Genomic DNA, 6,992 nt, shown 5'->3' on the forward strand with positions numbered 1-6,992 from the left:
CACTGTCCGCCCTTGGGAGTCGGTGATGCGGCCATCGTCCAGCACCTGCAGCAGGATGTTGAAGACATCCGGGTGGGCTTTTTCCACCTCGTCAAACAGCACCACCGAGTAGGGGCGTCGCCGCACCGCCTCGGAGAGCTGCCCGCCTTCTTCGTAGCCCACGTAGCCTGGAGGAGCTCCGATTAGACGAGAGACCGAGTGCTTCTCCATGTACTCGGACATGTCGATGCGCACCATCGCCTCGGAAGTGTCGAAGAGGAACTCCGCCAAGGCACGGGCCAGCTCGGTTTTCCCCACGCCAGTGGGCCCCATGAACAGGAAAGAGCCGATGGGGCGATTGGGATCCTTCATGCCGGCCCGGGCGCGCCGAATGGCTGCCGCTACGGCGGCTACCGCCTCGTCTTGGCCCACCACCCGCTGGTGCAAATGGGCTTCCAGGCGCAGCAGCTTCTGCTTTTCCGACTCCATCAGGCTGGTGACTGGGATCCCGGTCCAGCGGGAGACGATCTCAGCGATATCTTCAGGAGTCACTTGCTCCCGCAGCAGCGGCTCGCCGTTGGTCTGCAGCTTGGCCAGGTGAGCCTCCTGCTCTTGGATTTGCCGCTCCAATTCCATCAGCTTGCCGTACTTGAGCTCGGCAGCGCGGTTGAGGTCATATTTTTGTTCAGCCTGTTCGATTTGAAGCTTGACGGCGTCCCGCTCGGCTTTAAGGCTTTGCAGGCGTTCGATAGCCTCTTTTTCAAATTGCCAGCGAGCATTCAACTCCCGTTGTCGCTCCGTCAGGTTGGCCAGCTCCTGCTCAATTTTGCTGAGGCGATCTCTAGAGGCAGCATCATCTTCTTTTTTCAGGGAGAGCTCCTCCATCTGCAGTTGCATGATGCGCCGGTCGATCTCGTCTAGCTCGACGGGCTTGGAGGTAATCTCCATCTTCAGCTTGGCCGCCGCCTCGTCCACCAGGTCGATGGCTTTGTCGGGCAGGAAGCGCTCGGAGATGTAGCGGTTGGAGAGCACCGCTGCCGCCACCAAGGCGGAGTCGCTGATTTTGACCCCATGGTGCAGCTCGTAGCGCTCTTTGAGGCCGCGCAGGATGGAGATGGTATCTTCCACCGAAGGCTGATCCACGTACACCGGCTGAAAGCGGCGTTCTAGGGCCGCATCTTTTTCGATGTGCTTGCGGTATTCATCCAAAGTGGTGGCACCAATACAGCGCAATTCGCCCCGTGCCAGCATGGGTTTGAGCAAGTTGCCGGCATCCATGGCCCCTTCGCCGGCCCCGGCGCCGACAACGGTGTGCAACTCGTCGATGAAGAGGATGATCTGGCCTTCGGATTCAGTGACCTCTTTGAGCACAGCTTTGAGGCGGTCTTCAAATTCCCCGCGGTACTTGGCCCCGGCAATGAGAGCGCCCATGTCCAGAGCAATGACTCGCCGGTTTTTCAGAGACTCCGGCACATCTCCCCGGTTGATGCGCTGGGCTAGGCCCTCCACAATGGCTGTTTTCCCCACGCCGGGTTCGCCGATGAGGACGGGGTTGTTTTTGGTGCGGCGGGAGAGCACCTGAATGACGCGGCGGATCTCGTCATCTCGCCCGATCACCGGGTCCAGCTTCCCTTCGCGGGCCGCCTGGGTGAGATCGCGGCCATAGCGCTCCAGGGCTTCGTAGCGGGATTCGGGGTTTTTGTCGGTGACCCGCTGTTTGCCTCGCACCTCTTTGATGACCGGTTTGAGGCGCTCTACCGTCAGGCCCAGGGGTGCCAAGACCCGCTTGCCCACCCGCTCATCTTGCAGGGATCCCAAAAACAAGTGCTCCACCGAGATGAAATCATCGCCGTACTCTTTGCGAAACTCCTCGGCCCGATCCAGGGTGGTTTCCAGGCCGCGACCCAAGTAGAGCTGATCCACCCGCGCCAACTTGGGCTGCTGGTTGATGAAGCTTTCCACTTTATCCCGCACCAGCCTCGGATCGATACCTGCCCGTTGCAGGAGGGTTTGGGTGAGCCCCCCCTCTTGATCCAGAAGGGAGATCAGCAAATGCTCGGTTTCTAACTGTTGCTGCTGGTGCCGCCGGGCCACATCTTGGGATTGGACAATGGCGCTCCAAGCTTTTTCGGTAAATTGGTTGGGATTGGTGGGCTGCATAGGAGTTCGGCAGAGCTTTGCTACTCAGTATAGGAAGGCAATACAGACACAGGGAGCACCCTGGACTCTTTCGGGGCAGTAGAGCTGGGTGCCGGAAGCTCCGGTAGGATCTTCCTGATCTAGGTAATCTAGGTATCGCCTATTTTGCCAGAGCCAGAGTTCGCAACAACCGTCCTCTCCAGCTGCGATCCATGGAGGGATCCCCGCCTTATTCTTCTTCTTCGTAGGGACGGCCTTCCCCGATTACCGCCAGGTCAATTTGTTGGCGGTAGTAATCCACGTTCTTAATCTGCACCTCCACCCGATCCCCCAGGCGAAACTGGCGCCGACTCTTGCGTCCCACCAGCGCCTGCTGACGGCCGCGGTACTCGTACCAATCGTTTTTCAGGGTGCTGACCCGCACCAAGCCTTCCGCCAAGATGGGATCCACCTGGACAAAAAAGCCGTAGTTCTGGACGCCGATGATCAGGCCGGGGAACACCTCTCCCAGGTGCTTTTGCATGAACTCAGAGCGCTTCAGGCCCATCAGCTCCCGCTCCGCCTGCTGCCGGATCCGGTACCCCTCCTGAATTTTGGGCAGTTGCGCCTGGAGAAACGCCTGCCATTCCTCCTGCACCTTGGGCGACAACACCTGCCAGTCGATTTGGCCGTAGCCGCTGGGGCCGTGCAGATCCACCACAGTTTTGGAGCGAGGGCTGCGGCGCTCGCGTCCTTTGCTCAGGGCCAGGTGCAGGGCACGCAAATTGAGCAAGTCGGCATAGCGGCGCAAGGGGGCCGTAAAGGTGGCGTAGGGTTCTTTGAGGCCCAACCCAAAATGGCCGAGTTGCTCTTCCAGAGGCTGGAGACGATACTCGACCGGGGGCAAGGTGGCCAGCATCTGCGCCACCAAGGCCGGGCTCGCGCCAGAGGCCAACACATCGGGAGCGGTGATGCGGGCACAAATCCGCTGCCAGTCCGCCAGAGTTACGACAGCGGGATCTTGCAAATTCAGATCCAGCTTCATGGCATTGGCCAGGCGCAAAAAGCTCTGCAGGGCCTCGGCGGCAGGGGCAGGCTGCACGCGGGCCAAAGAAGGGATCCCCAACTGGCGCAAATGGTGGCCCAGGATTTGGTTGGCCAGCAGGAGAATTTCCGTCATCAGGGCATGGGCGCCGAGGCGATCGCTGATCAAGAGGGGGCCGTAGCCGCTTTCATCGGCAGAGTGGGGAGTGAGCAAATCCAACAGGGGCAGGTCAAATCCCCCCGCTTGGTGACGTTTGGCCCGCAGGATCTGGCTGAGGCGCAGCAGGTTTTGCAGCAGGGCCATCAACTCCGGCACTTCTTCGTCGGGGCCCAAGTCGGCGGTGGTGGCCAAAAGAGCCTGCACCTGACCATAGGACAGGTGAGCCCGCGATTGCACCAGGCTGGGGTAGATCTCGAAGTTTTGTACCACCCCTTCTGGGTCGAGGGTCACTAGCAGTGAATAGGCCAAGCGCTCCTGCTGTGGCAACAGAGCCAGGCGGTTGTGCACCTCCGGCGGAAAGAGAGGCAGCACCATCGTATCGAGGTAGACGGTGGCCGTCCGCTGCTGAGCCTCTTGCTCCAAGGGGTGGTCGGGATCCAACCAATGGGCCACGTCGGCAATGTGGATCCCCAGCAGCCAGTGGTCATTCTCTTGCCGCTGCAAGGAAACAGCCACGTTGGGTTCCAAGCCGTGGGGATGCTGCAGATCCAAAGGCTCCAAAGTGATGCAAAACCAATCGCGCAGATCGCGGCGGCCCTTTTGGTCAGAGCGGCTGAGCTTTTTGGGCAGAGCTGCTGCTGCCTCCAACACTGGAGCGGGAAACTCCTGCGGTAGGTCGTACTTGCAACAGACCAAATCTGCATCGATGGAGGCCTCTGGGCCGTCGCCCAAAATTTTGCGAATGGTTCCGGTTGGGGGCAGATCCCCCAGCGGGTAGCGATTCACCTCCACATAGGCCACCCGACCTTCCGCCAGCTCGACAGGGGATCCCTCCGTCAGGGCCAGCTCGAACAGCAGCCGGTCGTCCAAGGGCACCACCCGAAAACCCTGTTCCGTCTGTTTGAGGCGACCCACCAGGGCAGAATTGGCCCGCTCCACAACGGCCACCACCTCTCCCTCAGGGCTGCGGCGACGGTTGCCATCTTTGGTGACCCTCGCCAACACCTGATCCCCATTCCAGGCGCCGCTGAGGTTGCTGCCGTGGATGTACACATCCTCCACCCCCGGCTCGTCCCGAATGGCGAAGCAGAAGCCTTTGCTGGAACAGCGCAAACGCCCCACCACCAAAGATTCGTCCGGCTTGCGCCGATAACGGGGTGGATCCCCTAGTCGTTCCAGAAACCCGGCCCGCACCAGGCCATCTAGGGCAATCTCCAGCATTTCCGGCGCTTCTGGGTCGGGGGACTGCAAGAGGGCAAGAAGAGTATCTTTGTCGGTCAATTGCTCGGGAGGCTGAGAGAGAAAATGCTGAAAAATTCGAGAGAAGTCCATTTTGGGTATTGGCAAAAGAGAAGAGAAGAAGAGGGGTTAAGACATCGCAAGACCCAACCCGTTGGCGTTAGTCACGCTGGCCGGTGACGATAAAAGCTACCCGCTGACCGATGTTGGTGCTGTGGTCGGCCAGACGCTCCAGGTAACGGATCGCCAGCAACATCAATAGAATAGGCTCGACCGATCCGCGAATGTCAGACTGCTGCGCCAACGTATTGTAAAGGTTAGTGTAATCTTCATCAACGGCGTCGTCTTCCCGCTTCAGTTGTCGGCCCAGGTCAGCATCCAATTCCGTCAGGGCCACCAGGCTGTGGCTGAGCATTTTCTGGCAACGCTGCATCATCACCTGAATACGACCCAGCTCCGGCGGCGGCGGGTACATGACCAAGCGCAGGGCCACTTCGGCCAAATCTTTGGCGTAGTCGCCAATCCGCTCCAGATCCCGCACCAGTTGCATCAGGGTACTGATCCAGCGCAGATCCCGCGCCACCGGGGAGCGCAAGGCAATCAAATTAATACAGTCTTTCTCGATTTGACGATAAAAACGGTCAATTTGCTTGTCTTGGGCGATCACCTGTTCGGCGGCGGCCAAGTTCTGTTCAAACAGGGCCTGCTGGGCCAAGACCACCGACTTTTCCACCAGCGCCCCCATGCGCAGCACGTCCTGCTGTACCCGTTTGATGTGAAGTTGCAGCTCGGCTTGCCCCATGGCTTTCTCCCATGAATGTGGGCAGGGGGGAAATGTCTGCAGTCGTTTTGGATTCAACAGAGCCAGTTGATCTCAATCATGGCAAACTTCGCCTGGAATAGGGGCAGGGAAGATGGCCAACTTGGGGGAAGATGAAAATAGCGGTTGCCCTCTGAGGGGGATTCGTCTGTCTGGAGTTCTCGGGTTGCTTTGTCATTGAGACGGTCTCATGGCTCTCCCCCCTATCGTTGTGTTGGACGATGATCCCACCGGATCCCAAACCGTTCACAGTTGCCTGCTCCTCACCCGCTGGGATCCGGAGACCTTGAAGCTGGGGTTGCAGGATAGCTCGCCGATTCGCTTCATCCTCACCAATACTCGGGCTTTGCCCCCGGCGAAGGCAGCGGAGGTGACGCGGTCGGTATGTGGGGCGTTGAAGGAGGTGATGGCGGAGCTGGGATGTGAGCAGGCTATTTTCGTCAGCCGCTCCGACTCGACGCTGCGGGGGCATTACCCCCTGGAAACGGATGTGATGGCAGCAGAGCTGGGGCCTTTTGATGCCCATTTTCTGGTGCCGGCCTTTTTTGAAGGGGGGCGCATCACCCGCAACAGTGTCCACTACCTACGGGTGGGGGAGCGCTGGGTGCCGGTGCATGAGACGGAGTTTGCTCGGGATGCGGTGTTTGGCTACCACCACAGCTATTTGCCGGACTATGTGCAGGAGAAAACCCAGGGGCGGATCCGGGCTGAGCAGGTGGAGCGATTGACCCTAGAGCAGATTCGCGCCGGCTGTCTGGAGCGGCTTTTGAGTCTGGAGGGGAATGTCTGCTGTGTGGTGGATGGAGAAACCCAGGCGGATCTGGATCGGTTTGCCCAGGATGTTTGGGCGGCTATAGAGCAGGGGAAGCGCTTTTTGTTTCGCAGTGCCGCCAGCCTCCTGACGGCTCTGGCCCAGTTGCCGCCACAACCCGTTCCCCCGGAACAGATGGGGCAGTTTGTTCGCTCCTCTCAACCGGGGGTGGTGATCGTGGGATCCCACGTGCAAAAGTCCAGCCAGCAGTTGGCCCGCCTTCTGCAGGAGCCTGAAACCCAAGGCATCGAGGTGGAGGTGAGGCGACTATTGGATCCCGACGCGGAGCTGCTGCCTGGGATCCTGGCCCAAGTTCACAGCGCCTATGAGCAGGGTCTGGCGCCGGTGGTCTACACCAGCCGAGAGGAACTGACGTTCGAAAAGGACGCCGTAGAAATGCGCCTAGCTTTTGGGCAGAAGGTTTCCCGGTTGTTGATGGGTGTGGTGCAGGGGCTGCCAGAAGGGATCGGCTATCTCATCAGCAAGGGCGGCATCACCTCCAACGACACCCTCAGCGTTGGCCTCAACTTGCCGGCGGTGCGTCTGCTGGGGCAAGTCTACCCTGGGATCTCGATGGTGATCACCCCGTCCGATCATCCCCGCTTTCCCAACCTGCCGGTGGTGTTGTTTCCGGGCAATGTCGGCGAGGTGGATACGCTGCTTTTGCTCCACCGTCGCCTCAAAAGTCGGGGCTTGATTTAGGGTGAAGAGGATGGTCTTGTGGGTTCCTGATACATTTACGCTGAACACTGCTGAACATCACTGTTCAACTATGCAGCGATAGCATTCTGTTTGTTTCCATTCGCGTTAGCGGGACGGAG

At 59.6% G+C, this 6,992-nt stretch carries 4 protein-coding genes; 1 reads left to right on the forward strand and 3 read right to left on the reverse strand.

Annotated elements, in window-relative coordinates:
* From ACVWXW_RS14170 to phoU, 3 genes are all read right to left on the reverse strand, one after another.
* Positions 1–2,139, reverse strand: a 2,139-nt coding sequence (locus ACVWXW_RS14170; RefSeq protein WP_457385074.1) for an AAA family ATPase, incomplete at its 3' end; no start/stop codon positions are given.
* Positions 2,140–2,347: 208 nt separating this feature from the next.
* Positions 2,348–4,633: a ribonuclease R family protein gene (locus tag ACVWXW_RS14175; protein WP_457404342.1), complete on the reverse strand. Its 2,286-nt coding sequence runs from the start codon at positions 4,631–4,633 to the stop codon at positions 2,348–2,350.
* A gap of 67 nt (positions 4,634–4,700) precedes the next feature.
* Positions 4,701–5,342: a phosphate signaling complex protein PhoU gene (gene phoU / locus ACVWXW_RS14180; RefSeq protein ID WP_414357802.1), complete on the reverse strand. Its 642-nt coding sequence runs from the start codon at positions 5,340–5,342 to the stop codon at positions 4,701–4,703.
* A gap of 208 nt (positions 5,343–5,550) precedes the next feature.
* On the opposite strand from phoU, the gene ACVWXW_RS14185 reads away from it, so the two are divergent.
* Positions 5,551–6,873: a four-carbon acid sugar kinase family protein gene (locus ACVWXW_RS14185; protein WP_457404344.1), complete on the forward strand. Its 1,323-nt coding sequence runs from the start codon at positions 5,551–5,553 to the stop codon at positions 6,871–6,873.
* Positions 6,874–6,992 lie beyond the last annotated feature (119 nt).

This window comes from Thermostichus sp. MS-CIW-30, from assembly GCF_054058015.1.